The sequence below is a fragment of the Legionella gresilensis genome, from assembly GCF_900639865.1.
GTDB lineage: Bacteria > Pseudomonadota > Gammaproteobacteria > Legionellales > Legionellaceae > Legionella_C > Legionella_C gresilensis.
This window is the reverse complement of sequence record NZ_CAAAHX010000011.1, coordinates 46,360-73,350: the sequence shown is the minus strand read 5'-3', so window position 1 is coordinate 73,350 and position 26,991 is coordinate 46,360. Positions and strand designations below refer to the sequence as shown.

The window sequence follows — 26,991 nt, the reverse complement described above, 5'->3', positions numbered from 1 at the left end:
CGCTTTAAAGTAGAGTTATAGAATGGGAAATAAGCGTCACTTAGCCCGTGCCCCTCAAATTGCTCAGATTGAAAAATTTAGTCATGATGGGCGTGGTATTGCACGTATTAATGGTAAAACAACCTTTATTCAGGGTGCCTTACCTGGTGAAACCGTCAACTTTCAATACACTAAAATAAAAAAAGATTTTGATGAGGGGAAAACGCTAACGGTAGTAGCAGCGTCTGCTATGCGTGCTGAGCCACGGTGCCCACATTATCAAATTTGTGGTGGCTGTTCTTTACAGCATTTAAATGAGCATATGCAGATACAAGAGAAGCAATCCTTACTACTTGATTTATTGCAGCGTATTGCTCATATTAAGCCAGAAATTATTTTAGCCCCTCTTGCAAGTACAAGCTGGAATTATCGCAATAAAGCGCGTTTAAGCGTACGTTATGTGGAAAAGAAAAAAGCCACTTTGGTTGGTTTTAGAGAAAAAGATAATCCGCGCTATATTGCCGAGATTAATCAGTGCCCAATTTTACATGCTAAAGTAGATAAGCATATTCCCGATTTAAAGCAATTAATTGATTCATTAGATAATCCACATAGTATTGCTCAGATTGAAGTGGCTGCAGGTGATGAAGAAGTTGCTTTAATTTTACGTAATTTAGAGCCTTTAACTGAAGCAGATAAAGAAAAATTAAGATTGTTTAGTAACAGTAGTGGATTTACTCTATTTCTACAGCCTGGTAATGCCTCAACAGTTACGCGTTTTTATCCGAAAGCTGATAATGATTTTTTAACCTATAGTTTATCTAATGAAGAAATAAAATTTAAATTTCATCCTACAGATTTCACGCAAGTTAATGCCAGTTTAAATCAATTAATGATTAACCAAGCGATATATTTAATGGATTTAAACGATGATGACGTGGTATTAGATTTATTTTGCGGTTTAGGGAATTTTTCTCTACCGCTTGCTAAGCGCTGTGCACAAGTAATAGGTATTGAAGGCAGTGAGGCTATGGTTTTAAGAGCTAAATTAAATGCGCAAAATAATGGTATTACCAATACAGATTTTTATTGTGCTGATCTTGATAAACCGGATGGATTAGTTCAACTTCCAATAGAAAAAGCAAACAAGGTCTTAATTGATCCACCACGATCAGGTGCACTAGAAGTTATTAAACAATTTGCTAATTTAAATGTTCAACGGTTAGTTTATGTTTCTTGTAATCCTGCAACTCTGGCTCGTGATAGTCATATTTTGGTTAATGAGTTAGGTTATCATTTAAAAGCCGCAGGGGTTATGGACATGTTTCCACATACAGCGCATGTTGAATCCATTGCTCTATTTGAGAAAAGGTGAAGTATGGTTAAGGTTAAAGAAAGTACACCATGGATTACCGCAGATGGACAAATTGATGTTGAACAGTGGTTAGCTCAACTAGGATCAAAAGGCTACTTTCAAGATTTAAATAAAATAAGAAATGCTTGTACATTAAGTCAATTGGCTTGCCTTGATCATGCCACAGAGGCAGGTTTTTCTTGTTTACAGCAAGGTTTATTAATGGCTGACATTCTAGCGGATTTAGAAGTTGACCAAGATACTCTAATTGCAGCTATTATTTTTGTTAGTGTCCATTATGCTGATTTATCTCTAGATGATGTAGAGGAACAATGTGGTGCCCCCATCGCTAAATTAGTTAAAGGCATTGAAAGAATGAATGCCATTAATATTTTGAAACCTTTAAATGCTTATCAGCAAAATAAGCATCAGCTAGACAATGTTCGAAAGATGTTGTTAGCCATGGTCGATGATGCAAGAGTTGTTTTAATTAAATTAGCTGAGCGATTGTGCTTTTTACGCGCTTCTGCACAATTACCCGAGGCGTTGTGTAAGCAGATAGCAACAGAAGCAATGGATATTTATGCCCCGTTAGCTAATCGCTTAGGTATTGGTGCTATTAAATGGGAAATGGAAGATTTAGCTTTTCGCTATCTCCACCCTGAAGAGTATAAAGCGATTGCGAAAGGGTTAAAGGCAAAGCGTTTAGAACGTGATAAGTATGTTGATTTAATTGTGGCAGAGCTCAACAAAAGTATTAAAGAAGCAGGGGCAAAACATTTTGCTGTTTATGGTCGATCTAAACATATTCATAGTATTTATCGCAAGATGACTAGAAAAAATGTGTCCTTAGATGAAATCTATGATGCTACAGCAGTAAGGGTGCTCGTTGAAACAGTTGACCAATGTTATGACGTTTTAATGATGGTTCATTCTTTATGGAAGCAAATTCCTGCTGAGTTTGACGATTATATTAGCAATCCAAAACCAAATGGTTATCAATCTCTGCATACTGCTGTAGAAGGTCCGGAGGGTCGTGTATTTGAAGTACAAATTCGTACATTTCAGATGCATGATTTAGCGGAAATGGGGGTCGCCGCGCACTGGAAATATAAAGAAGGCGGGCAAACTCGTAAAGAAAGCCATGAACGTAAAATTGAATGGTTACGCGATGTATTAGCATGGCATAAGGAAATGGCAACCTCAAGTGGTGTTTCTGAAGCCATGGAAAGGGAATTTTTAGAGGACAGAGTCTATGTTTTTACCCCTGATGGTGACGTATTGGATTTACCAAATGGTGTGACGCCACTCGACTTTGCTTATCATGTTCACAGTCAAATTGGCCACCGTTGTCGAGGTGCAAAAGTTAATGGTGCAATAGTTCCTTTAACCTATGCCTTAAAAACAGGTGACCGTATTGAAATTCTTACTGGTAAAGAGGAGCGCCCATCTCGTGATTGGATTAATCCTCACCTTAATTATTTAAAAACTTCAAGAGCCAAAGCCAAAGTATTGCATTGGTTTAAGATGCAAGATTATGATAAAAACCGCGCTGAAGGGCAGGAAATCCTAGATAAAGAATTAAAAAATTTAGGCATTAAGGCAGAGCGTTTGCATGATGTAGTTACCGCGTTTAATTTCAAACGATTAGATGATTTGCTTGCAGCATTAGGAAGAGGCGATATTAAATTAGGCCAAATTTTACATCGCTTATCGCCGATAGAAGAAATAGTGCCTGAACAAGTAATTGTAAAAGCAAAGCCGCAGCCTATTCCAGAAACGCGAGGCAGTGATTTAAAGATTGAAGGCGTAGGCAATCTTCTTACTAGTATGGCTCGCTGCTGTCAGCCGCTCCCAGGCGACGAAGTTGTTGGCTATATTACTATTGGTCGTGGTGTTTCTATTCATCGCAAAGATTGCCCAAATATTATTCACTCTAGTGAAAGACAGCGTCAACGTTTGATTCAAGTCAGTTGGGGGAGTTCAACAAGAGATCATTATGTTGTTGATATCTTAATAAAGGCCTTTAATCGCCAAGATTTACTGCGCGATCTTACTGCAGTATTAGCTAATGAGCGTGCGCATGTTTATGCTTTACAGACCCAGAGTAGTAAGCAAGATAACACAGCCTTTATTACCTTAACAGTAGAAATAGATGGATTAAATAGCCTATCTCGTCTTTTAAATAAACTAGAGCGTGTTCCCAACGTGCTTGAGGCGCGTCGGCAAGTAGGTAGCTAAATTTAAATTATGATAAAATAAGTCCTAGGGCTACTTCACGTTGCTCATTAAGTAAGATGTTATAAGTACGACAGGCTGCACCGATTGACATTGACTCTAGGCTAATGCGTTGATTAGACAGTGTATGTAATAAAGAAATAGGGGCGAATTTTCCTTCTAGCGCATGACCGATAATAATTATATTAGGTGAATGAGTTAATAAAGGGACTAGATTTTCCTCTTTTAAATGTTGAATATCAGATAAAGGCCAGTCTGTTATGACACCATGCTTACTGACTATGATATTGTGCTCATAAATAACGGAGTCAATTTTGACTTCTGTTTCGCTATAACCTTGAATAGCGTATTGATCACTATTTTCTAAACTAATATGCATCGTTTTGGCCATTAAATAATATTAATTGATTATAACACAGAGGTAAAATTATGAGTCAATTTTCGCGTATTAAGCGCTTACCGCCTTATGTATTTAATACTTTAACTCAATTAAAGGCAGAAGCACGAGCGCGAGGCGAAGATATTATTGACTTTGGGATGGGAAATCCAGATCAACCAACGCCACCTCATATAGTCAATAAATTAATTGAAACAGTAAAACGTCCTGATACGCATCGTTATTCTATGTCTAAAGGAATTCCCCGTTTACGGCGAGCAATGGCTAATTGGTATAAAAAAAATTATGATGTTCATTTAGACTCTGAAAAACAAGTGCTTACAACGATTGGCTCAAAAGAGGGGCTAGCACATTTGGCTCTCGCAATTAGTGGGCCTGGTGATACTATTTTAGTACCTGATCCTGCCTATCCCATTCATACCTATGGTTTTATCATTGCTGGTGCTAATGTTAAACAAATTCCCTTAACTGAAGAAAAACAGTTTTTATGTGCTATTGAAGAGGCTATTGAACAAACTTGGCCGCGTCCTAAAGCATTGGTTATTAACTTTCCTGCAAATCCAAGTACTCATTGTGTTGACTATGCTTTTTTTGAAGAAGTGGTTTCTTTGGCAAAGAAACATAAAATTTGGATTATTCATGATTTAGCTTATGCAGACATTGTTTTCGATGGTTATAAAGCGCCCTCTATTTTACAAGTACCCGAAGCAATTGATGTCGCTATTGAAACTTATTCTTTATCTAAATCCTATAACATGCCTGGATGGCGAGTAGGCTTTGCCTGTGGCAATGAGGAGTTGGTTGCTGCGTTAACGCGTATAAAATCCTATTTGGATTATGGGACTTTTACGCCTATCCAAGTTGCTGCAATTGCTGCTTTAGAAGGGCCAGATGATTGTGTGAAAGATATTTGTAAACTTTATGAGCGGCGTCGTAATGTATTATGCGAAGGCTTACAAGATTTAGGTTGGCATGTAGATAAGCCCAAAGCGACCATGTTTGTTTGGGCTAAAATACCTCCTTTTTATCGTCATTTAGGTTCTTTAGAGTTTTCAAAATATTTATTGAAAGAAGCCTATATAGCTGTATCTCCAGGTATAGGGTTTGGGCCGCAAGGCGATAGTTTTGTTCGTTTTGGACTAATTGAAAATAACCAGCGAATAAGACAAGCCTTACGGAATTTAAAAGCACTCTTTAAAAGAGATGGTTACGCTGAAGCAATTTAAACGCTATTTGATTTCTAAGTTACTCAACGCAAGACAAGACTAGTTAAACTAAATCCTAGATTCCGCGAACAAGTCGCGGAACGTAGGCGAAGATTAAAAGAGCTTAAGGCTGGAGGAGTAATACATCACTTAACGGCGGCAACTTAAGACAAGTTCTGTCCTTCCCGCGCAGGCGGGAATCCATTTCTTTGTAGGCACAGTGCAAATGTAAGGATAGATTTCCGCCTGCGCGGAAATGACAAAATACTTAAGTTGTCGCCGCTATCTGATCTATTATCAGGAATAAAAGTTTGGTAAAAATAAAATAGTTAGCTGACCTAATTGATTAGAACTACTTTATACCTAGTGATTAGAAGTGATTTATGCCTACGTCCCGCGGCTTGTCCGCGAGATCCAGTGAGGTGGCCATATAATAGAGTTTGCTAACATATTGCAGGATTTTAATATAAAAAAAATAGCCTTAAATTCTAAAAATCATTATTTCTGCTGCACCAAAAACTGTTTTAACTGAAGGTAATTTAATATGGATGTAATTTTAAATGATAATAATTTCTCAACAGCACCACAAAATTCTAAGCCCTTAATTACCCAAGGAAATTTTGAATTAAATTTTTTAACAACGCTAGGTTATGAATCCAGTCAGCCACCGTTAGGCGATTTATTAAGACAATATTATAACTTAGAGGGAGAATGGCTTGTGGCTTCGCCTATTTCTTGGCAAGCCAGCCATAATGATGCATTTATTGTTGCTGCAAATAATGATTTAGAGTTAAGTGATGAAGAATCCCATGCTTGGTTTAAAGAAGTTGAGCAGTTTCTTATAGAAGAGAATTTTTCTATGTATTACCATAGTCCCAATATATGGTTAATCAAAGTCACGAATAAACCACCGTTAAATAGCCAGCCTGTGCACCTTATAATGCATAAGTCTTTGATGCCTTTTTTAGAGGAAATGGATAACACATTTTATTGGCAACGTATATTTACTGAACTACAAATGTTTTTGAGTAATCATAATTATAATCAACAACGATTAAATAAACCTACTGTTAACGGGTTATGGTTTTATGGACGTGGTCAGTTTGTACTAAATTCAAAAAAAATAATCATGACTAATGATACTCAACTTAGATTAGCTTTTTCTCAACAAATAAAACAGTTAGAATTAAACAGGCCCATTGATAATAAAAGTATTTTGCTATTAAAAAATACAAATCATAGGGATATTAAGCAGGTTACTGAGTTATTAAAAAATCGTCCAGTGAATTGGTTTTGGAATAATACTGCTTATCGAACAGTTAAAAAGTATTGGTGGGATAAGTTATGGCGAGGATTAACTAATGCTAATTAAACAAAGGACTTTACCAGATTCATTGCCGGTTTTAGGCGGTATCTCACCTGTTTTACAACGGATTTACGCAGCGCGTGGTATTACAGATGAAACTCAATTAGATAAGCGGCTACAGACATTACTACCTTTTAATCATTTAACTGGCATAGATAAAGCCTGTTTGCGCTTAGAGACTGCGTTGCATGAGCAGCAACGAATTTTAATTATTGGTGATTTTGATGCTGATGGCGCAACATCTACAGCTTTAGCAGTATCGGCTTTACGTAGTATGGGCGCGGTAAATGTTGAGTATTTAGTACCTAATCGCTTTGAGTATGGTTATGGTTTAACACCGGCCATTATTGAAGTAGCTAAAAAATGGGGTCCAAATTTAATTATTACTGTTGATAATGGCATTACCAGTATAGAAGGTGTAGATGCCGCAAATGCTTCTGGCATTGATGTTATTATTACCGATCACCACTTACCTGGCGAGCTGTTACCAAAAGCTTGCGCAATCGTTAACCCTAATCAGTTGGATGATCCATTCAATAGTAAAGCAATTGCTGGGGTTGGCGTTATTTTTTATGTCATGCTCGCTTTGCGTAGACATCTTGTAAATCATAACTGGTTTACAGAGCAAAATTTGCCTGAGCCTAACATGGCTCAACTGCTAGATTTAGTGGCCTTAGGCACTGTAGCAGATGTTGTTCCGCTTGATCAAAACAATCGAATTCTTGTCAATCAAGGCTTAGCAAGAATTCGTCAAGGCTTATGTAGACCTGGTATTAAGGCATTAATAGAAATTACCAGGCGTGATTGTTCACGTCTTCGCGAAAGTGATTTAGGTTTTGCTATTGCACCACGTTTAAATGCAGCTGGCCGTCTAGATGACATGTCTTTAGGGATTGAATGCTTATTATGTGATGACTTTAATCAAGCAAAAAAGTTAGCCGAGCACTTAGATGAATTAAATCAAGAGCGAAGAGTTATTGAAGCTGAAATGAAAGAGCAAGCTTTACGAGCAATTGAACAATTAACTCAGCAAATAGAGTATTCACAACAATTGCCTATTGCATTATGTTTAATTGATCCCTCATGGCATCAGGGCGTGATAGGTATTTTAGCTGGAAGGTTAAAAGATCGTTACCATCGTCCAGTTATTATTTTTTCTGTCGTGAGCGAAAATGAGATAAAAGGTTCAGCTCGTTCAATAGCGGCTTTAAATATTCGCGATGTATTAGCTGCTATTGATAAAAATCATGCAGGGCTTATTAGTAAATTTGGTGGGCATGCCATGGCTGCTGGTTTAAGTCTGCATCCGAACAATTTTAACACTTTTCGTCAAGCTTTTCTTACCGAGGTTGAAAAGCATATGGATGCCTCTCACTGTGAAGGGTTATTACTTACAGATGGACCCCTTGATATTCAGGATCTTAATCTAGAAATGGCTACCTTACTTCAGCAAGCAGGCCCCTGGGGGCAACAATTTCCTGAACCTTGTTTTGATAATGAATTTGAAATCTTAGAACAACGTTTAGTAGGTCAGCATCATCTTAAATTAACTTTGTTACATAATTTAGGCGGCGAACCTATAGATGCCATAGCGTTTAATGTTGATTTAACAAGTTGGCCTAATCATCGCGCGAAGAAAGTTCATGTTGCCTATAAATTAGATATAAACGTTTTTCAAGGACGCTCAAAATTACAGCTTCTGGTGACTGCTTTGAAAGCTTTAGTGTGAGTTTTGGCAGGAAATAAACAGTTAAACGCAAAATAATTAAACAAACTTAAGGAAAATAACCATTTTAAGTGGAATATGTATTATAATAAACCCCTATAGTTTGCTGTAATTATAACCATGGTTGATGCACTTCTTTCACCTTTAACAGTAGCTCCGATGATTGATTGGAGTTATACGCATTTTCGTGTTTTAATGCGTCTTATTGCGCCCTCTGCATTATTATATACGGATATGCAGACCGTTGGTGCGATTAAACATAATTCAAAGAAATGCTTAACGTTTGCGCCAATGGAGCTTCCATTAGCCTTGCAGTTAGGTGGTGCTGATAAAGTAGATTTAGTAGCCTGTGCAAAACTTGCTGTTCAATATGGTTATAGCGAGGTTAATCTTAACTTAGGATGTCCAAGCGATAGGGTATTATCAGGCCGTATGGGTGCTTGTTTAATGGCTGAAGCAGAGCATGTTGCAGATTGTATTGCCGCGATGAAAGAAGCGGTAAGTATACCAATAACAGCTAAAACCAGAATTGGTATCGATCATCAAGATAGCTACGATTTTTTTGCTAATTTTGCCCATAAACTTGTAAATGCTGGATGCGACAAGTTAATTGTGCATGCACGTAAAGCATGGTTACGAGGGTTAAGCCCTAAACAAAATCGCACTATTCCACCTCTACATTATGACTATGTTTATCGGATAAAAGCAGAGCTGCCAGCTATTCCTGTAATTATTAATGGTAATATCCTTGATTTATCGGCAGTTAAACACCATATGAATTATGTAGATGGTGTTATGTTAGGTCGCTTAGCCTGTAAAAATCCCTATGCATTAGCAGTTATACAGCAATGGCTTTTTCCTAATGTAGAAATTAAAACACGCAGTCAGATTATAGAGATCTATCTTGATTATGTTATTGAGCAATATCAGCAAGGCGTACCATTAAGTATTTTACTTAAGCCTATTTTTAATTTTGCACATGGGTTGCCTTTAGCTAAACAATGGAAGGATAGGCTTGTTTTAGCGCAACAAAAAAAGGCAACTTTTTATTTAAAAGAAGCATTAGATTGGCTTAGGGGCAATGAATATGCCGGAATAGAAACAAACGAAATTACAGCTGAAATAGCGATTAATTAGCTTGTTTTAGCTAAGTTTTTGTTTTATGACTAAATGAAGAAATTGAAATATTTATTTAATTCATTGATATTGATGAAAAATTGAAACATACATGGCAATTTAACTAGAATTCTAGTAAATTAACCAGTTTTGATGCGAGACAGTTAGAGGATTATCGAGGCAATGCTAAATACGTTGATTAAAAAGATGTTTGGTAGTCGGAACGAACGTACCTTACGACGCATGGAGAAAGTTGTCGAATCAATTAATGCATTTGAACCCTCAATGCAAAGTCTATCAGATGAAGAGCTGGCTGCAAAAACAAATGAGTTTAGAGCACGTTTTGCCGAGGGCGAAACTCTGGATGAAATGTTAGCAGAAGCCTTTGCTGTCACGCGTGAAGTGGCTAAGCGAACACTAGGACTTAGACATTTCGATGTCCAATTGATAGGTGGTATGGTGTTGCATGAAGGCAATATTGCAGAAATGCGTACTGGTGAAGGTAAGACATTAGTAGCCACTTTACCTGCCTATCTAAATGCTATTAGTGGTGCTGGCGTTCATATCGTTACTGTTAATGATTATCTTGCTAAACGGGATAGTGAATGGATGCGTCCTATTTATGAATTTTTAGGTTTAACAGTTGGGGTTATTATTCCTGATATGCCTCACCCAGAAAAAAAACAAGCTTATTCTGCTGATATCGTTTATGGAACTAATAATGAGTTTGGTTTTGACTATCTGCGCGATAATATGGCATTTAGCTTAGATGACAAAGTACAAAGAGAACTTAATTTTGCTATAGTCGATGAAGTTGACTCGATCCTTATTGATGAGGCGAGAACACCTTTGATTATTTCAGGTGCTGCTGAAAATAGCTCTGAACTTTATATTAAAGTAAATAAATTAATTCCATTACTTAAAAAACAAGAAGTTGAAGGTGATGATGGCGACTTTACGATTGATGAAAAACAAAAACAAGCTCACTTAACTGAAGTTGGTCATCAGCATATTGAAGAATTACTTGTGCAGGAAGGCTTACTAAGTCAAGGCGATAGTCTTTATCATGCTAGTAATATTATGCTTATGCATCATGTTAATGCAGCACTTAAAGCACACGCTATGTTTCACCGTGATGTTGATTATATCGTTAAAGATAATCAAGTTATTATTGTTGATGAGCATACTGGCCGTACTATGCCTGGTCGACGCTGGTCTGAAGGATTACATCAAGCAGTTGAAGCAAAGGAAGGCGTTGCTATTCAACAAGAAAATCAAACACTTGCATCTATTACTTTCCAAAATTACTTCAGGATTTACAATAAGTTATCAGGTATGACGGGTACAGCGGATACCGAGGCTTATGAATTTCAACAAATTTATAACCTTGAAGTTGTCGTTATTCCAACGAATAAGACGATGTGTCGAAAAGATGAAGCTGATTTAGTCTATCTTACTCAGCAAGATAAATATCAAGCGATTATTGAAGATGTAAAAGATTGTATTGCTCGTAAGCAGCCTGTCTTAGTAGGAACCGCTTCCATCGAGGCGTCAGAATTAGTTAGTCATCTATTAAAGAAAGCAGGTATTAAACATCAAGTACTTAACGCTAAATTTCATGAAAAAGAAGCACAAATTATTGCTGAAGCTGGCCGTCCAGGAGTTGTAACAATTGCAACGAATATGGCTGGGCGGGGAACAGATATTGTATTAGGTGGAAGCCTTTCTTCTGAGTTAGCACAATTACCAGCTGATGCTTCTGAAGAAGAGCGCGCTAAAGTTAAAAAAGCATGGGAGCAGCGGCATCAAGAAGTCTTAAACGCCGGTGGGTTGCGAATCATTGGCTCCGAGCGCCATGAATCTCGGCGAATTGATAATCAGCTACGTGGACGAGCTGGCCGTCAAGGTGATCCAGGCAGTAGTCGATTTTATTTATCTCTTGAAGATAATTTAATGCGAATCTTTGCCTCAGAACGAGTTGCTGCCATGATGCGTCGTTTAGGTATGCAGCCAGGTGAACCGATTGAACATAGTTTAGTTACGAAAGCAATTGAGAATGCACAACGTAAACTTGAAGGTCATCATTTTGACATTCGTAAGCAGTTATTAGACTATGACAATGTCGCTAATAACCAGCGCAAAGTTATCTACACGCAACGTGCCTCTATTATGGCTATGTCTGATCCTAAAGAAGTTGTAGAAGCTATGCGAGAAGATGTAATAACGAGCTTAGTTGATAGCTTTATTCCGCCGCAAAGCCTAGAAGATCAATGGGACCTCAAGGGTTTAACAAAAACGTTGGCCGAGGACTTCCAAATCAAAGCCGACATTGAACAATGGGTAGAAGAAGATCATCATATTCAGCCGGAACAAATACATGAACGAATCTTTAACTTAAATAAAGAGCAGTATGCAGAAAAAGAAAAACAAGTAGGGCGTGGAGTTCTTGCTCAGTTTGAAAAATCAATTATTTTACAAACTATGGATAACCATTGGCGAGAGCATTTAGCCGCTATGGACTACCTGCGTCAGGGAATTCATTTACGCGGTTATGCCCAAAAAGATCCTAAACAAGAATATAAACGTGAGGCATTTTCACTGTTTTCAGAAATGTTAGAAGCATTAAAGTACGATTTAATTCGTATCTTAAGTGCAGTCCAAATTCAAAGTGAAGCAGATGTTGACGCAGCTGAAGAGCAACGACGCGCTGAGCAGATTCATAAAATGAATTTTGTACATGAAGATGAAACTGTTGATGAAAATGAAGCTGATCCTGGCAATTTAATTCCATTTCGTCGTCGTGAAGAAAAAGTTGGCCGTAATGATCCTTGTCCTTGTGACTCAGGTAAAAAATATAAAAATTGTCACGGTAAATTAGCTTAGCTTTAGCTAATCCATCAATCGCCTACGCGTCGCGGCTTGTCCGCGACATCCAGATTGATCTAAATTATTGGCCAATTTTCTTATACAAGTCATGCCATTATAGATTAAGCATATAATCTAGCCATTGCAAACTCATCTTATATTTGGTATCAGAATCGTTATATTATTATTTGCTCTTATGATTCAATGAATAGAGATCATGGATTTTGATTTGAGCGTCAACTGAATACCACGGGCAAGTCGCGGCACGTAGGCAATTGGTGAATGTCTATAGACTTTAATTATTAAATTTTGATTTAAAAGAATACAGAATATGTCAATTATGGTGGTTGTAGGCGTTATTATTAATAATCAAAATAAAGTTCTTATTACTAGAAGGCCTACGCATGTTGATCATGGTGGCCTTTGGGAATTTCCCGGTGGTAAAGTAGAAGACTTAGAAACACCCTATGAGGCGTTAGTGCGAGAAATTCACGAAGAGGTTGGCTTAGTTATAGAATCTGCCGAATTTTTAACTGAAATTAATTACCAGTATCCTTCTAAAAATGTAACTTTACAAGTGTATCAAATAAAAAAGTTTAAAGGAATCGCTCAGTGTTTAGAAAATCAAGCAGATTTACGTTGGGTTGATTTAGAAGCATTAACAACCTATTCTTTTCCAGAAGCAAATCATACGATTATTAATTTATTGGTGCCTTGTTAAAATTTATTTTATGAGGAGGTATTTCAATAACTTGGCAAACGGTTAGATTTGGATGCAGGTTGCAGGAAAATGATGCTGAAAAAGCGAAGCGTAGCTATCTATGTGAGCATCCCTATACGTATGGGAGCAAGCTTTGTTTTCGTGCAAGGTGCGCCAAATATAGCCGTTCAGTGACGGGGCTGATTACCTACAATTTATTCAGCTTTAATATCTATAATACGCGCATCGGAAAATCCATGATCATCAACGACGCGAACTACAAAATGGCCTGGCCTAGCTTGCCAAAAATAGGTTTCATTTGAACGAGTCTTTGTTAAAAATGAATCATTTATAAACCAATACAAAGTCTTAATGTCAGCATCAGTCACCGCAGAGAATGGTATAACTGTTTTTTGTAAACCATTAATACGAAAAATATAATGGAGATCTTTCTGAGGTGAAGTAATTTGAGGCTTTAAAGTATTAGTTGATGTTAAGGCACAATTTGCTTCAAACCTAGGAGGTATCCGACGTGCAATACCTGCTTGTTTAAAAATAGCTAACAAATCAGAAGGCCAAAATTCATAGATTTCAAAGCGAGTATTTTCATCAAAGTGACATGTTCTGAGGCCTGTTAATTTGTTAACAGCAACTTCCCGATAAATATTATCTGTTTGAATGGGTGATTTACCAGGAATAAACCAAGTCTGCTCTGTATCATGACAAAATCGAGTTGGAAGTAAACCAGAAGCTTTACATACATCAACTTTTGTTAAGTTTAAAGCGTTTATATTTCTAGGTAGAGAAGGCAAATTTCCTTTCGCATGTTTAATGGCATCTATAAGTTCGAAAAATAATGGCGCTGCAATATTTTTACCTACAAAAGCTGGGTTACTTTTGTTATCAAAATTACCAATCCAGGTTACCAATACGTATGGGCCAATTATCCCCGCTGTCCATGCATCACGGTATCCTGATGAAGTTCCTGTTTTCCAAGCAACCTTATTTTGAAAATTATTTTTAGATAAGTAGGTCGCTGAGTGCGGTGTCTCTTTTAAAATCTCTACAACTAAAAAGCTTGCCTCAGGACTTAACATTCTTTTACCAGGATGTATGATTTCATCTTGATAGCTACGTAGAGGACGCCATAAGCCATCATTAGCAAGCATGGCATAAAGGCTCGCTAATTCTCGCATGCTTAACTCAGCACCTCCCAGAGTTAGAGCAAGCCCATAAAATGATTCTGATTTTAACTGGGTAACATGGGCATCATTAAGTAAATCATATAAAGTAGGATGGGTAAGTTGATTGGCTAAATAAATGGCTGGAATATTACGACTTAAGATTAGAGCATCCTTCGCTTTAATTGGGCCCATAAAATCATAATCGAAATTCTCTGGATTATAATGGCCAAAACTTGATGGCACATCTTTTAGTACTGTATAAGGATGAATTAAACCTTGATCAAAAGCTAAGCCATACACAAAAGGCTTAAGCGTTGAGCCGGGTGAGCGCTTGGCCTCAGTGCCATTAATTTGTCCGCTTATGGCTTTATTAAAAAAGTCAGCGGACCCTACAGAGCCTTTAATACTCATGTCGCGTACATCAACTAGCAATACAGCAGCATTATAAACACCAAGCTGATATTTTCTTTGAATGTAATTTTTAGTAATACGTTCTAAGAGTTGTTGAAGATCACTGTTTAAAGTTGTATTAATGGCTTTTAAGCGAGGAGGATTAGTGCGTAATATCGAGTTTACAAAATGAGGAGCTAAAAAAGGTAAAGAATGAATAGATCTCATTTCAAGAGGTAAATTAATTGTTATGGCATATTTCTTATCTTCGGGATGAAGAACTATCCAGCGATGAAATAATTTATTTCGAATCTCTTTTAACTCTTTATTCTGTGGCGTTCGTTTATTAGGATTTTGTGGTATTACAGCTAATGTTAATGCTTCAGGCAAATTAATTTTATCTGCTGTTTTATTAAAATAGATTAAACTTGCTGCGCCAACACTTTCAATATTGTTGCCATAAGGCGCCAGATTCAAATAAGCTTCTAATAATTGATCTTTGCTATAATGGATTTCCAATTGTAAGGCTCGAATAATTTGTATTGCTTTTCCCAATATTTTTTTTGAATTAATACCAAATCGCAGACGAGCAACTTGCATAGTAATAGTTGATGCACCTATGCGTCGTGACTTTTCAAAGTAAGTTTTCCAAGTGGCTTTAATAAGAGCGAGTGGATTTATGCCATGATGAAAATAAAAATATTGATCTTCTTGCAAAAGAGTAGCAGCTACAAGAGTAGGCGCAATTTTTTTTAAGGGGGTAAAAACTCGATATTTATCTTCTTTATTTAGAGTTAATCGTAATAATTGTTGCTTATCATCATAAACGACAGTGGAGAAATCTAATTGTTTTAATAAAGGAGGAGCAGGTAGAAAATATAGAAAAGCATATCCTAAGATGAGAGAAAGTAGGAAGATTAAGCTTAAGCGCGTAAAAAAATATTTCATAATGCTTGAATCTTGACTTTTAAAAAAATAAAATACCTGGCAATATTGGGCACCTTTTGTGCTTGCAAGTTCTTTACTGGCTGGATTATATATGAACAACCCGCCGATTACTAAAAAAAAAGCTAAAATTAACGCTTTTTTTATATTCTTACTAGGGCAAATACAATGGTCTAGCCCACCGTGGGTTACTTACCTAAAAAGAAAAGCAAAAAATCGGCCGTTTTTATTTTGGCCTATCTTTATACTCTTACTTATTTTATTTTTAACTGCTATCGCCGGTTATATTTGGTATAAAAATTTACCCAAGCCACATTTAATTACCGCAGCAATTACGACACCTAAAATTACGCCTATTGCAGATACTTTGGAGCCAGATAATTTAGTCGTTGATTTTGGCTTGCAATTGGAAAAAGAATTTATTTCTAAACCTGTTGCCCCACTAGAGTTAGTAGGCCAAGAAGTATCTAAACATGTTCAATTAAGTCCACAAGTAAAAGGTATATGGACTTGGGAAAATGATCATCAATTAATATTTAAGCCTGAACAAGATTGGCCCGCAGGGCAAAATTTTACTATTCAATTTGATCAGGCTTTTTTTGCTAAAGGTATAAAGTTAGAGCGGCTAAATTATAAATTCACCACTCAACCTTTCGTAGCTAAAATTAATGAATTTAAATTTTATCAAGATCCTATTGATCCTAAAGTAAGGCAGGCAGTAGCGACTGTAGAATTTAATTATCCAGTCAATCCTGTTAGTTTAGAAGAGAAAATAGCACTTTTTCTGCAAGAAATAAAAAATGACAAACTTAACTTAGCGGCGCAAAAATTTAAATGGACAATAGACTATGATGAACATAAGCGGATTGCTTACATTCACTCTGAAAGTTTGCCTATTACCAATGTAGAGCGATATTTAGTATTAAAAATTAATAAAGGGGTTGAATCGAGTACAGGTAGTAATGCAACAAATAATGAATTTACTCAAAATCTATTAATTCCTGATATATCTAATTACTTTAAAGTATTAAATGGCGCTGTCTCTATTATACGTAATGAGCAAGATAGGCCCGAACAAGTATTAACCCTAGAAACTTCAATAGGGGTTACTGATGAGCAAATTAATAAATCTCTACATGTATATCTATTACCTGCTAATTATCCAGCTACCCGCTTGGAAGCTGAAAAGGAAAATTATGCCTGGCAAAATCCTGGTGAAGTAACGCCAACAGTCTTAGCATTAGCTAAACCTGTACTGCTTCAACCTATACCCACTGATAGAAATTACTCAACGCTGCATAGCTATAAATTAAGTGTAAAAGAGCCTTACTATTTGTATGTTAAGTTAGATAAAGGTACTTCTGCATTTGGTGATTTTAAATTAACTAATGACTATACTGCTATTATTAAAGTACCGGAATTACCGCAAGAAATTAGCTTTCTTCATAAAGGCGCCTTGCTTGCTTTAAGTGGTGAAAAAAAATTATCGGTTCTTGTTCGTGGGGTGCCGGGAGTTAAATTTGAAATAGCTCGGGTATTACCAGGTAATATTAATCAATTAATTACGCAAACTGAAGGTAATTTTAATAATCCAAATTTTATAAACTATACCTTTAATCAACAAAATATTAGTGAAATCTTTTCAGAAGTACAATTATTTGCCGACAATGATTTAACTAAGCAGCAATATACGGCTTTAGATCTTACAAAATATTTAGCAGCTCCCCTCAACCAAGAAGGTATGAAGGGCTTATTTTTACTAAAAGCAACTGGTTGGGATATTGCTAATAAAACGCCATTAGATATTAAAGCAAGCCGCTTAATTCTAATTACCGATTTAAGTATGTTAGTTAAAGACAATAGGGATGGTACTCATGATGTATTTGTTCAGTCTATTGTTGCAGGAGCCCCCGCTGACGGCGTAGAAGTATCTGTTTTGGGTAAAAATGGCCTCCCCATTGTGACTGGATTTACGGATAATTATGGCCATGTAAATTTCCCAACACTTAAAGATTTTATTGATGATAGAGAGCCTGTTGTTTATCTAGCACGATTGGGCAGCGATGTTTCTTTTATTCCTTATAGTAATGCCAATCGACAGCTTAATTATTCGCATTTTGATGTGGGTGGTATTTATAGTAATAACCAGGAATTACCAAGTTTAAGCGCCTATCTTTTTTCAGATCGAGGCATTTATCGGCCAGGCGACTTAGCTCACATAGGTTTAATTATTAAAAAGGCTTATGCGCAAACGCAACTTCCTGGACCCCCATTAGAAGCTGTCATTATAGATCCACGCGGGACAACCGTTTATGACCAAAAATTTACACTTGATAAAATTGGATTTTTTAACTTTGATTTTAAAACCAATGTTACCTCACCGACAGGACAATATTCAGTCTATTTATATACTATAAAAGACAAACATAAAGAGGCTATTTTAGGTAGTACCTCGTTTAAGGTTGCTGAATTTCAACCAGATAGAATGCGAATAACAACAAAATTATTACCCTTTAATCAATTAGGGTGGATACCACCTGAGCATGTTACTGCACATATTAACTTATGGAATCTTTATGGCGCTCCAGCTGAGAGTAGACGTGTTAGTGGGAAAATATTATTAACGCCACAACGCATAGAATTTGAAAGATATCCAAGCTATATTTTCTTTGATCCTTTATTTGATCCTAAAAAGCCAGCGAAAGTTTATACAGAAACACTTCAAGATAGCCAAACAAATGACAAAGGAGAGGCACAATTTAATTTAAATTTAAATCGCTTTGAACAATCCACCTATCAATTAACATTTTTCGCTGAAGGATTTGAAGCGGAAGGGGGACGAAGTGTTACCGCTCAAATTAAGGCATTAGTAAGTCCACTACCTTATTTTGTTGGTTATAAACCTGATGGGGATCTTACTTATATTAAACAGCACAGTACGCGATATTTAAATTTAATTGCTATTAATCCAGAACTAAATACACAAACAGTTAATAACTTAAAAGTGCAGTTATTATCACTCCGACCTATAACAACACTCGTTAAAAATCCTAATGGAACTTATCAATATCAATCTGTCATTCAAACAAAAGTGATTGCTACTAATCCTTTATCTATTAATGAACAAGGAACAAATTATCCGCTTGTTACTGATCAAATTGGTGATTTTGCCTTAAGTATTTTAAATGAAAATAATATTGAGGTTAGCCGAGTTAAGTTTTCTATCGTTGGCGCGAGCCAACTATCATTAGCTAAAAATGCTGAACTTAATGTCAAACTTAATAAAACAGAATTTAATGCAGGAGAGGATATTGAATTACAAATCACAGCGCCTTATACCGGCACGGGTTTAATTACTATTGAACGAGATAAAGTATATGCCTTGCAATGGTTTAAGACTGATTTAACCAGTTCGGTGCAAAAAATTCATATTCCTGAAAATTTTCAAGGTAATGGCTATGTCAATGTCGCTTTTATTCGGAATTGGGACTCGCCAGAGCTTTTTATTAGTCCGCTTAGCTATAATGTTATTCCATTTACCATTAACCATGATAGTCAAAATGTCCATATTCAGCTTAATACACCTAAGTTAGCTAAACCCGGTGATAGTTTATTAATTAATTACAGCACTGATAAGCCGGGAAAAATTATTGTCTTTGCTGTAGATGAAGGAGTTTTACAAGTAGCTAAATATGTAACACCTGATCCTTTGGCATTTTTCTTTCAAAAACGCGCCCTTGAAGTGCTTACTCAACAAACGGTGGATCAAATTTTACCAAAATATATTCGTGAACGAGAGCTATCAACTGTGGGAGGAGATGGCGGTGAAGCTCTTTTAGCACAGCATTTGAATCCCTTTAAGCGAAAAACTGATCTTCCTGTCGTGTTTTGGTCTGGGATTTTAGCTAGCGATAGTACTCAGCATCAATTAACTTATCAAATACCAAACTATTTTAATGGTAGTCTAAAAGTTATGGCTGTTGCTGTAGCAGTTGATGCAGTTGGTTCAGCTGATAAACAGGTTTTGGTTCGTGGTGATTTTGTTATTACGCCAAATGTACCAACCTTTGTAGCCCCTAATGATGAATTTGAAATAACAGTAAGTATTGCAAATAATGTTCAGGGTTCTGGTCTCAATGCGCCTATTACTATTAAATTACAAACTACAGCTGGCCTTGAGATTCTTGGTCCAGACGCAACCATTATTCATATTAATGAAGGTCATGAGCAAACAGTTCGTTTTAAATTAAAAGCTAAATCCGAATTAGGTAATGCCAAAATGACATTGGCAACTTATCTAGGCGATAAAGTTAGTAAGCTAGATAGTACATTAAGTATAAGACCAGCAAGTAATTTCATAACCAACATTGACAGTGGTGTAACTAAAGAAACGAAAAAATCTTTTACTCTTAATCAAAATTCTTATCAAGAGCATCATCAAGCAGAGATTGCTCTATCTGCTAACCCGCTTATTTTAGTAACTGGGTTAGAGCGTTATTTAAATAATTTTCCTTATGGTTGTACTGAGCAACTTACTAGTAAAGCTATTCCTCTATTAGCAATGGCCAACCAGCCCTGGTTTATACAAGATAAGAATACGATTAACGATAAAATACAAGATACGGTTCAATTACTACGGCAGCGACAGCTGTCTAATGGTAGTTTTAATTACTGGCCAGAAGTAAATAATGACTTAAACGATACTTTTGCAACAATTTATGCCATACATTTTTTAACTGAAGCAAAAAATCAAGGTTACGCTGTACCAACAGAAATGTTGTCAACAGGCATTAGCTATCTTAAGGAGTTTGTCTCTCGAAAAGCTAATAACGATGAAACAGCAAGATTGCAGGCCTACGCAATTTATATTTTGACTCGTAATGAAATTGTTACGACTAACTATTTAATTAATTTACAACTATACCTAGATAACGATAAAAACCTTAATTGGCAAAAAACAATTACTGGCGCTTATATTGCTGCGACTTATAAATTACTTAAAAATGATCGTGTTGCTTTGCAATTAATTAATCGTTATCAGATACAAAATACTAATATAGAAAATAATGACTTCTTTAATACTAACGTCGCTGATGCTCAATATCTATATATACTGGCGCAACATTTTCCTGATCAATTAGCAGAAAAGGGTGATAAATTAGTTCTACCACTTGTAAAAGCACTTAATAGTAGTGAAATCAATACCCTATTTTCTGGATATATGAGTTTAGCATTGGCTTCCTATGATCAAGGTAATCGAGCTAATAGAGCCGAACCGTTAATTGTAAGTGGAGTAGGGGTTAATAATCAGCAAGAAACACTAGATGCCACTAATAACTCCTATAAAAAAATTATTTTAACTAATACCTTAAAGCAGGTCTTGATTAATAATCTAAATAACCAGCGTTATTTTTATCAATTAACTGAAGAAGGGTTTAATAAACAACTGCCAACCACCGAAATCAAGCAAGGTTTAGAAGTTTATCGGGAATATCTTTCTTTAGATGGCAAACCAATCACACAAATTTTCTTAGGTAATGAAATACAAGTTCGCATTAAAATAAGAGCTTTAGACAATCAATTTTTTAATAATATTGTAATTTTAGATTTATTACCCGGTGGATTTGAGGTAAATACTGACTCTATCAATACTGAAGAAGTTGATTACGTTGACTTGCGTGAGGATAGGGTGGTTTTATTTACCAGTGTAGGAAGTGAAACAAAAGAAATTCGTTATCGAATTAAACCAACCAATATAGGGCAGTTTATAGTGCCACCTATTTATGCTGAATCAATGTATTATCCAGCTATTCAAGCACAAGGAAAGCCAAATAATATATCGGTAATCACGCCGTCGACATAGCTAATTACTATTTTTAGTGCCAATTCGCTCTAATTAAAAACATGATTTCATGTGAAACTTAGCAAATTTTGACATATAGAATACTAAATAAAATTTAGCACATTACCGAAATTAATTATTTGAAAAAAAAAGTTCAGCAAAAAAAACTAAAGAACAAGAAATATAAAAATGTTATTAATAATAAAAGTAGGTACATATAACAATTAAAAAAACCGATTAATTATTTCATTTTTAATCTTTTCTTAAGTTTTTTAAAATAAAATTTCTTTTTTATTTTTTTAAGTTACCTATTCATGGTTCATATAGTAATTTTTGGAGCAGGCCCCAGCGGATTATATTTAGCAAATAAATTAAGGAAGAAGGGAATACTGGACATTTTAGTTTTAGACCCCCGTGCAGGCAACTATGGTAGGCCTGGCGCTATAGACGATGCTATATTTGAGCAAGCGGAAAGAGGGCTTAAATCCGTGCTTCCTCCGGCAAAGTCAGATCATATTAGAAATGTAGAAAAAAGTTTATATCAATACTTACTTTCGCAGGGTATTAAAATTGAAACAAAACAATTTGTGCGTTTTTCAGAGAAAAAAAAAGGAATTATTGTTTCATATAAAAATAAATACAATGAGTTAATAGAGGAATTCATTGCTTGTGATTATGTATTTGACTGTACAGGTACCAAACGAGCAGTAGTTTCCGAGGTAAATAAAATAAATGAATCAAAAGGAATTGATAAATCTTTCGAATTGATACCTATTTCTAAAGATGTAGTTATTAAAAACCATTTAATAGCTTATATAAAGTTAGATCAAAATACCACGTCATTAGCAGATAACACAAAACTTTCACAAAATGATTTATTGTTTTATAGGACACCTTTAGAGTATACAAGGGCAATAGAAAGATTGCGCCAATTTGGTTGGACTGAATTTGCATTTCCTTACTGTCACAACACCCCATTTAAAGATGGAAAAACGTGCGTTTATGTTGAGTGCCCAGATAATCTTCCAACAAGTCAACAAGATGCTTGGTTAACAACTGTATTAGAAGTTGTTACTAATCAGTCTAGCGTTCATTTTGAGCATTTAACTTCCAAACCTGGTCATCCTAAACCTAATTTCTGCATTTTTGGGGTTAACCCGCAGCGCCTAAACTCCTTTACTTATCAAGATCTAAGCTTACCTAAGGTAGTCGTTTTTGGCGATGGCCAAATTGAACCTAATTATATTTTAGGTCATGGTATTAAAGGAGCATTTAAACGTATTGATATATTTGCTGAAGAAGCGATGATTTATAAGGAGAAAATAGTTTATCTAAATTTGGCTAATTATGATTATGCTGTTAATAATGCTATTAAAAAACATGAGCAAGAAATAATTAGACATTATCAACATAGAAAGAATTATTTTGAGCAAGCTGTTTTTGCAGCCAAAGCATATTATAAATTTGCTATCTCTCAAGCTAGTAATCAACAGGAGATGGATAATTTATCAAAAAGATTTAATGAAATTTTAGCACGAACTTCTTATTATCTTATAAGAAAAGTAATGGGTTCTAAAACAAGAACAGATACCTATGGTGAACTTATTACTAGACGTAATTTGATAATTTTAAATATAGGTAAATTAACTCAATTTGAACAGCAGGAAGCGAGAAGTCAATTACAGCTATTAGTAGATGCTTTTACAAAATTAGGAAAAGAACTCTATCAAAAAGGCAACTTCTCTTTTGCAGTTAAAGTTTATGAGGAAGCTTTAGCAATTTATTCGATGCACAGAAAAATGAAGCAAGAAAGGAAATTTAATTTGTATGAAGAGATTGTCCTTAATTATAGTAAATTAAATCAATTAAGAGACCTTTTTGTAAAAGTGCAAGAAGCACTGAGTCAACCCGAAAAACCATCTGAGTCAGTTAAAAAAAGTATATTATTTCATTTCGTTAAAGCAACTTATGAGAACCTTAGATTTTATTATTCGCCAGAACAACAACTTAAAATTTTAACTGATTTTGTTAAAATCTTTAAACCTCAGCAGGATTTTATAGATAATTATCTTGCACTTAACTTGAAAATTGAGCTAGAAATGATAAAGCAAACCCTACTTTTTTATAATTTTAGCAATCTGGTATTAACAAACCCAGCAGGCCAAGAAAATTACGTGCATATAGGGCCAAAATAGATGATATTAATCATAGAAATATACTAGGGCCTAAAACGAGGATTATTATTTTCCAATTTATCGTTTGAGCTTTTTTGTCTCGCTGTTTTAAAATCATGAAGTGCATATTTTAAGTTGAGTTGTTTTGCCACGTATCGTTTCAAGGTTCTGCACTGATGTTTGTAAAGTATAAACAAAATTTTTTTTGATTTTCGCGTCTTTTAAAAGTCTGAACGCCTCATGTCTTGCTTTAGGTGTTTTATGATGATTATATTTTTTAACAGCATCTATCGCTGTGCTTTTAGCCTTATCGGCTTCAAATTTTGTTTGATCTAATCTTTTTCCAAGGGATGTGTAGCGATCGGTTTTTTTTTTAATTCCTCCAGATGTTTTAGTTGGTTCTTTATTAGTGGAGGAATTAAGAGAATTTCCGGATATAGTTTGTGCCCTTTGTCTGGCTATTTGCATTGTTTGGATTGCAGTTCTGGACTCAGTCCTAAGGCTTGCAGAGGTCGTTTGGTTTAAGGTTTTTCTAGATGTTTGTAGCGCTTTATAGTTTACTAAGCATAGATTAGCTTGGCGTATTGCTTCAAATAAAGTTAGTTTATCATTCCCCTTAGTTTCCAACATAAAGAATCGTTCTCCTTGCCTTCATTATATCTTATGAAGATTAAGAAAAACTGATATTTATAACTTTAAATCAGAAAGCCAATATTGAAAAAATAAAATTAATAAAATAAATAACGTCAAAAATTGACTACTTAAATCAAAAAAAGATCATAATTTGATTGACCTAAAAAATAGATGATGCTAGTTTATAATTTGTTTTTATTATTTAGAGGATGAGCTATGAGTATCATGTATATATTAAGGCGACTTATCTATTCGCTTTCTCATTTACAATTTTTCCCTCTTCATAGCATTGTATCTTCTATTACTACCACCATCACTACCACCTCAACGACTAGTGCTTAAATAAGCACCTTTTCAAATCTATAAAAGAAATTTAAACGCTTAGTATTTAAGGCACTTGGTGTGTGTGCTGTTTTATCAAAATTTTAGGTAATCAAAATGATAAATAATTCTTATTCCATACATAAATTTGGGGGTAGTAGTCTTGCCAATGCAGAACGATTTATGGCTGTTAAATCCTTACTCAAAGGGGATGAAATAATTATAGTTTCTGCAGTTCAAAATGTTACTTTAACTTTACAGAATATATTAGATAAGGCTACAAGGTCTGTAAATTATAGACATGCTTTAGAAGAGCTTGAAGAAAAGCACTTGATGATAATAAAAAAATTATCCTTAGAAGGAAAATCTATTACCAGACTTATCCAAGCTGATATTTTTAAATTACAAGATATTTTATATGCAGTTTATTTAACAGGCGCCTACTCACGAGAAACACAAAATCTTATATTGAGTTATGGTGAGCAATGGTCTGCAATGATTCTAAAAGAATATCTAGCTCAAGAAAACAAAGTTGCTTTCTTAGATGCGTCAACGGTTCTTTTTATTTATGAAAAAGATGGCTCAATTGGCATTGATTGGAAAAAAAGTAAAAAAGCATTAGATAAATACTTACAACTTAACAGTGATTTTAAATCTTTAGTTATAACAGGCTTTATTGCATCGACTCTTGAGGGTCAAAAAACTATTTTAGGCAGAAATGGCAGTGATTTTTCTGCAGCAATTTTTGCAAATTTATTTCAGGCAAATTCATTAACAATTTGGACGGATGTTGATGGTATCTATACAGCTGATCCCAATATTGTAAAAGATGCTTTTTTAATTGAAACGTTATCTTATTCAGAAGCACTCGAATTGGCCTATTTTGGTGCAAAAGTATTGCATCCCATGACTATTGCTCCCATTGTTGAACAACAAATTCCTATTTATATAAAAAATAGTTTTAACCCAGAAAATAAAGGCACTTGTATTTTAGGAAAACCAAAGCCTTCATCCGAGCTTATTAAAGGAATAAGCTGTATTGATAAAGTTGCTTTAATTAATATTGAAGGTAGTGGACTTATCAGTGTATCTAGTATTGCTTCTCGTGTTTTTGAAATCCTTAAATATACAGAAATAAATGTTTTATTCATATCACAAGCAAGCTCTGAACATTCTATTTGCTTAGCAATACCTGCCAATTTCGCCAAAAAAGCGAATGACGTTTTATTAGAAAACTTACAATTTGATATTGAGCGTAAGTATATTAGGGGTATTTACTGTGATTTAGATTGCTCTATTTTATCTATCGTTGGTGATAATATGATTGGTGCCATTGGCATTATGAGTAAACTTAGCGTGGCTTTGGCCAAAGCTAATATCAATATTCGTGCTATTTCACAAGGCTCATCGGAGCGCAACATTTCTTTAATTATAAAAGATAAAGATGTTAACAAAGCAATTCAAGCCATTCATTCAGGATTTTATTTATCGAAAAAAATTCTATCCATAGGATTAATAGGCCCGGGACTTGTTGGACAAAGCTTACTTAAACAGTTGGGAGAGACAATTAATCAATTAAGCCGTACTAATCAAATCCATTTTTTTATTCGTGGGATTATAAACAGTCAAAAAATGTTACTGCTAGATGAGCCAATTGATTTAAGGCATTGGCAAGATTATTTTAACAAGTACGCTATTGAAGCAAATATGGAAAAATTTTTACAGCATATCGCTTCAGCTAACTGTCCAAATACGGCTGTAATTGATTGCACAGCTAACCCACAGATTGCCATGCTTTATCAAAGCTTTATGGAAAGAGGGATACATGTTATTACGCCTAATAAGCATGCTAATGCTGGTGATTTAACTTATTACCAAAAATTGCAACAACTTGCTATACAAAACAGGCATTATTTTTATGAAGCAACTGTATGTGCGGGTTTGCCTGTAATTAGTACTTTACAAGATTTGATAAAGACAGGCGATACTATTGAATCTATTGAAGGTATCTTTTCTGGCACATTAAGTTTTATTTTTAATGAAATGGATAAAGGAAAAAGCTTTTCTGCAGCCGTTATGCAGGCAAAAAGCTTAGGCTTTACCGAGCCTGATCCTCGGGAAGACTTATCAGGAATGGATGTGGCGCGTAAATTAGTATGCTTGGCCCGAGAAATTGGTCATAACGTAAATGTAAATGATGTCGTTGTTCAGAACTTAATTCCATCTAATTTGCAAACATGCAATCTTGAAGAGTTTTTGGCAAAATTACCACTTTTTGATCAAGAAATTAATACTTGGGTAGCAGAAGCACAATCTAAAAATCAACGTCTATATTATTCAGGCAAAATTAGTAAAGATGGCGAGCTTAAAGTAACTATCCAATCGTTGCCTATTGAACATCCATTTTCTAGCTTGCAAGGCACGGACAATATAATCCTTTTTCGCACTAAAAGATATCGCACCCACCCCCTCATTATACAAGGCCCAGGTGCTGGCGCGGAAGTTACTGCAGCAGGTATCTTTTCCGATTTGTTGCGCTTAGCATCTATCTTATAA

The 26,991-nt window shown here is 35.3% G+C and carries 15 protein-coding genes; 12 read left to right on the top strand and 3 right to left on the bottom strand.

Annotation, left to right across the window (positions count from 1 at the left end; translation table 11 throughout):
- The first annotated feature begins 22 nt into the window (after positions 1–22).
- Both rlmD and relA read left to right on the top strand, forming a co-directional pair.
- Entirely contained in the window at positions 23–1,354 is a 1,332-nt protein-coding gene (gene rlmD / locus E1P04_RS13335; RefSeq protein WP_131783403.1) for a 23S rRNA (uracil(1939)-C(5))-methyltransferase RlmD, read from the top strand.
- Positions 1,355–1,357: 3 nt separating this feature from the next.
- A complete protein-coding gene (relA, locus tag E1P04_RS13330; protein WP_131783402.1) occupies positions 1,358–3,574 on the top strand; it encodes a GTP diphosphokinase in 2,217 nt (738 codons plus the stop codon).
- A gap of 7 nt (positions 3,575–3,581) precedes the next feature.
- Here the strand turns inward: relA and E1P04_RS13325 are convergent, their stop codons facing one another.
- Complete coding sequence (locus E1P04_RS13325) at positions 3,582–3,950, bottom strand: Mth938-like domain-containing protein (protein ID WP_131783401.1); 369 nt, start codon at positions 3,948–3,950, stop codon at positions 3,582–3,584.
- 50 nt (positions 3,951–4,000) lie between these two features.
- Here E1P04_RS13325 and alaC point away from each other — a divergent pair, with 50 nt between their 5' ends.
- From alaC to mutT, 6 genes are all read left to right on the top strand, one after another.
- Positions 4,001–5,194 (top strand): alanine transaminase, encoded by a 1,194-nt coding sequence (gene alaC / locus E1P04_RS13320; RefSeq protein WP_131783400.1) that lies wholly within the window; start codon positions 4,001–4,003, stop codon positions 5,192–5,194.
- A gap of 523 nt (positions 5,195–5,717) precedes the next feature.
- The gene (locus E1P04_RS13315; RefSeq protein ID WP_131783399.1) at positions 5,718–6,545 is read left to right on the top strand and encodes a hypothetical protein; all 828 of its coding nucleotides are present in this window, start codon (positions 5,718–5,720) and stop codon (positions 6,543–6,545) included.
- Positions 6,535–8,268, top strand: coding sequence for a single-stranded-DNA-specific exonuclease RecJ (gene recJ, locus E1P04_RS13310; protein ID WP_131783398.1), 1,734 nt, complete (start codon positions 6,535–6,537; stop codon positions 8,266–8,268). The genes E1P04_RS13315 and recJ overlap by 11 nt, the downstream gene beginning before the upstream one ends.
- 117 nt (positions 8,269–8,385) lie before the next feature.
- Positions 8,386–9,402: a tRNA dihydrouridine(20/20a) synthase DusA gene (gene dusA / locus E1P04_RS13305; protein WP_131783397.1), complete on the top strand. Its 1,017-nt coding sequence runs from the start codon at positions 8,386–8,388 to the stop codon at positions 9,400–9,402.
- Positions 9,403–9,564: 162 nt separating this feature from the next.
- Entirely contained in the window at positions 9,565–12,264 is a 2,700-nt protein-coding gene (secA, locus tag E1P04_RS13300; RefSeq protein ID WP_131783396.1) for a preprotein translocase subunit SecA, read from the top strand.
- 313 nt (positions 12,265–12,577) lie between these two features.
- Positions 12,578–12,967, top strand: a complete 390-nt coding sequence (mutT, locus tag E1P04_RS13295) for an 8-oxo-dGTP diphosphatase MutT (RefSeq protein ID WP_131783395.1) — start codon at positions 12,578–12,580, stop codon at positions 12,965–12,967.
- A gap of 194 nt (positions 12,968–13,161) precedes the next feature.
- Here the strand turns inward: mutT and pbpC are convergent, their stop codons facing one another.
- Positions 13,162–15,468, bottom strand: coding sequence for a penicillin-binding protein 1C (pbpC, locus tag E1P04_RS13290; RefSeq protein ID WP_131783394.1), 2,307 nt, complete (start codon positions 15,466–15,468; stop codon positions 13,162–13,164).
- 91 nt (positions 15,469–15,559) lie between these two features.
- Between pbpC and E1P04_RS13285 the strand changes: the two genes are divergently transcribed.
- Both E1P04_RS13285 and E1P04_RS13280 read left to right on the top strand, forming a co-directional pair.
- Positions 15,560–21,328 carry an alpha-2-macroglobulin gene (locus E1P04_RS13285; protein WP_131783393.1) on the top strand — a complete coding sequence of 1,923 codons (5,769 nt, stop codon included), beginning with the start codon at positions 15,560–15,562 and terminating at the stop codon, positions 21,326–21,328.
- A gap of 293 nt (positions 21,329–21,621) precedes the next feature.
- Positions 21,622–23,502 carry a hypothetical protein gene (locus E1P04_RS13280; RefSeq protein WP_131783392.1) on the top strand — a complete coding sequence of 627 codons (1,881 nt, stop codon included), beginning with the start codon at positions 21,622–21,624 and terminating at the stop codon, positions 23,500–23,502.
- A 93-nt stretch (positions 23,503–23,595) separates the two neighbouring features.
- On the opposite strand, the gene E1P04_RS13275 is transcribed toward E1P04_RS13280, so the two are convergent.
- Positions 23,596–24,111 carry a hypothetical protein gene (locus E1P04_RS13275; RefSeq protein WP_131783391.1) on the bottom strand — a complete coding sequence of 172 codons (516 nt, stop codon included), beginning with the start codon at positions 24,109–24,111 and terminating at the stop codon, positions 23,596–23,598.
- Between the two features lie 219 nt (positions 24,112–24,330).
- Here E1P04_RS13275 and E1P04_RS18260 point away from each other — a divergent pair, with 219 nt between their 5' ends.
- Positions 24,331–24,456 carry a hypothetical protein gene (locus tag E1P04_RS18260; protein WP_282433124.1) on the top strand — a complete coding sequence of 42 codons (126 nt, stop codon included), beginning with the start codon at positions 24,331–24,333 and terminating at the stop codon, positions 24,454–24,456.
- A 96-nt stretch (positions 24,457–24,552) separates the two neighbouring features.
- Positions 24,553–26,991, top strand: a complete 2,439-nt coding sequence (gene thrA / locus E1P04_RS13270) for a bifunctional aspartate kinase/homoserine dehydrogenase I (protein ID WP_131783390.1) — start codon at positions 24,553–24,555, stop codon at positions 26,989–26,991.

Coding starts and splice junctions, on each gene's coding strand:
- E1P04_RS13275 (WP_131783391.1), bottom strand. CDS start 24,111: ATGTTGGAAACTAAGGGGAATGATAAACTAACTTTATTTGAAGCAATA.
- E1P04_RS13280 (WP_131783392.1), top strand. CDS start 21,622: ATGGTTCATATAGTAATTTTTGGAGCAGGCCCCAGCGGATTATATTTA.
- recJ (WP_131783398.1), top strand. CDS start 6,535: ATGCTAATTAAACAAAGGACTTTACCAGATTCATTGCCGGTTTTAGGC.
- E1P04_RS18260 (WP_282433124.1), top strand. CDS start 24,331: ATGAGTATCATGTATATATTAAGGCGACTTATCTATTCGCTTTCTCAT.
- E1P04_RS13285 (WP_131783393.1), top strand. CDS start 15,560: ATGAACAACCCGCCGATTACTAAAAAAAAAGCTAAAATTAACGCTTTT.
- secA (WP_131783396.1), top strand. CDS start 9,565: ATGCTAAATACGTTGATTAAAAAGATGTTTGGTAGTCGGAACGAACGT.
- pbpC (WP_131783394.1), bottom strand. CDS start 15,468: ATGAAATATTTTTTTACGCGCTTAAGCTTAATCTTCCTACTTTCTCTC.
- alaC (WP_131783400.1), top strand. CDS start 4,001: ATGAGTCAATTTTCGCGTATTAAGCGCTTACCGCCTTATGTATTTAAT.
- dusA (WP_131783397.1), top strand. CDS start 8,386: ATGGTTGATGCACTTCTTTCACCTTTAACAGTAGCTCCGATGATTGAT.
- E1P04_RS13325 (WP_131783401.1), bottom strand. CDS start 3,950: ATGCATATTAGTTTAGAAAATAGTGATCAATACGCTATTCAAGGTTAT.
- rlmD (WP_131783403.1), top strand. CDS start 23: ATGGGAAATAAGCGTCACTTAGCCCGTGCCCCTCAAATTGCTCAGATT.
- relA (WP_131783402.1), top strand. CDS start 1,358: ATGGTTAAGGTTAAAGAAAGTACACCATGGATTACCGCAGATGGACAA.
- mutT (WP_131783395.1), top strand. CDS start 12,578: ATGTCAATTATGGTGGTTGTAGGCGTTATTATTAATAATCAAAATAAA.
- thrA (WP_131783390.1), top strand. CDS start 24,553: ATGATAAATAATTCTTATTCCATACATAAATTTGGGGGTAGTAGTCTT.
- E1P04_RS13315 (WP_131783399.1), top strand. CDS start 5,718: ATGGATGTAATTTTAAATGATAATAATTTCTCAACAGCACCACAAAAT.